Below are 2,305 nucleotides of genomic sequence, written 5' to 3'. Positions count from 1 at the left end.
CGGGATCCCCACAACCCGGGTCGACCTGCCCACGTATGCCTTCCAACGAGAACGGTTCTGGCTGGATGCCCCAGATGAGATCGAGCTGGCAGCGAATGCCATGTCCGGGCGACTGGCGACGGCGTCGGAGACGTGGTTTTGGGATGCCATTGAACATGAGCGCATGGAGGCGCTGGCGCATGAGCTGAAGTTGGATATGGAGGACGACAGCTCCTCGCTGGGTGTGGTGTTCCCAGCCCTATCCGAATGGCATCGAAAGCAGCGTGATCAGACGTCGGCGGGTAAGTGGAGATATCAGGTCAAATGGCAACCGTCGTCGGATGTCCAGAGATCGCTGCCATCGGGATCATGGCTAGTCCTGGTTCCGATTGGTCTGCCCTTGAACGCGGGGGCGTCGGCGGCGATTGGGGCATTGGAAGAATGTGGAGTCCATGTTGTTTGTGTAGAGATGGACGCGGCCGAGCATGATCGCAATACTCTCGCGAAGCGTATAAGCGACGAGCTGAGCTGGCTGTCGACTGACGAAGCAGGCGGGAACCTCTCCTTCAATGGAGTGTTGTCTATGCTGGCGTTGGATGAGACTCCGCATTCCACGCATGAGCGCATCTCCAACGGCTTGGCGGGCACGGTACTGTTGGCGCAGGCGTTGGGAGATACAGGCGTCCATGCTCGATTGTGGTGCGTGACCCGGGGCGCAGTGTCGACGGGTCGTTCAGATCCGCTGGCCAGTGCCGTGCAGTCGCAGATATGGGGATTGGGCCGAGTGGTCGGTCTGGAGCACCCCGAGCGCTGGGGCGGGTTGATTGACCTCCCCGGGACTGTTGATGCGCAATCCGCTATGCGGATGTGTCGTGTGCTCGCTGATTCGGGCGACGAGGACCAGGTCGCGATACGTTCCTCGGGTGTGTTTGTAAGGAGGCTGCTGCGGGCTCCGCTTGATGTGGTTTCCGTCGAGAGCCTGTGGAAGCCGCGCGGTTCGATACTGGTGACCGGAGGCACGGGCGCATTGGGTGCTCACGTCGCTCGCTGGCTCGCTCGCGGTGGCACCGAGAACCTCATTTTGGCCAGCCGGCGGGGCCTTGATGCCCCCGGTGCGGTGCAGTTGCAGGAGGAGCTGTCCGGGTTGGGCGCGCAGGTGGAGGTCGTTGCCTGTGATGTGGCTGATCGGGATGCGGTGGCCCGACTGCTTGCCTCGGTACCGGCTCGTTACCCGCTGACCGCAGTGGTTCACGCTGCTGGGGTACTGGAAAACAGCAGGCTGGATGAAGCGCAGCTTGCTGATTTTGCTGACGCCATCAGGGCTAAGGCATGCGGTGCGGCGCATTTGGATGATCTTCTTGCAGACGAGCCGCTCGATGCCTTCGTGGTTTTCTCCTCGGTCGCGGGGGTGTGGGGGAGCGGAGGCCAGGCCAACTACGCGGCGGCGAATGCGTTCCTGGACGCGTTGGCTCAACGGCGACGGGCGCGCGGTCTTGCTGCCACGTCCGTGGCGTGGGGAGCCTGGGCTGGCGAAGGAATGGGCGCCCTGGCGGCCCAGCAACTCCAGGACTATGGGATAACGGCGATGGAGCCCAGGCTCGCACTTACTGCGCTGGGCCAGATTCTGGATCATGACGAGACATCTGTGGTGGTCGCCGATGTGGACTGGGAACGCTTCGTAGAGACTTTTGCGTGGGCCCGTCCGAGCCGCTTGGTAGAGGCACTCTGCGAAAAACGACCCCGGGAGTCGTTGGCGTTTGTCGATGAGTCGGCGTTGTCCCGCCAGCTGTCCCCGGTGCCTGCGGCAGAGCGGCAGGCTGTCGTTTTGGATGTGGTGCGCGGTGAGATCGCCGCAGTGCTGGGCCATGCCACGGCCGCTGCGGTGGATCCGGAGCGGGCGTTCACCGAGGCCGGGTTCGACTCGCTGACCGCGGTGGAACTCCGCAACCGGTTGGGGGCTGTGACCGGGCTCCGGTTGCCGGCCACGTTGGTGTTCGACTATCCGAATCCTGCTGCACTGGCGGCGTTCCTGACCGAGCAGGTCGCCGGGACTGCCAGGCCTGAGAGTGCGGCGCCGGTGTCGGTGTCGGTGTCGAACGATGAGCCGATTGCGATTGTGGGGATGGCGTGCCGGTTGCCGGGGGGTGTGCGTTCTCCGGAGGGGTTGTGGGATCTCGTCGCGTCCGGTGGTGATGGGATTTCGGAGTGGCCGGCCGACCGGGGCTGGGATATAGAGGGGCTGTATGACCCTGACCCGGATCGTTCGGGGACCAGTTATGTGCGTGAAGGCGGATTCTTGTACGACGCTGCGGATTTCGATGCCGGA

The 2,305-nt window shown here is 63.6% G+C and carries 1 protein-coding gene; it reads left to right on the top strand.

The window, feature by feature from the left end; translation table 11 throughout:
- Positions 1 to 2,305 (top strand): SDR family NAD(P)-dependent oxidoreductase (locus tag AC3EO7_RS37700; protein ID WP_435593867.1); only part of this gene is annotated, 2,305 nt, incomplete at both ends.

It is taken from the genome of Nocardia sp. bgisy118 (assembly GCF_057708605.1).
This window is presented reverse-complemented; position numbering and strand designations above follow the sequence as displayed.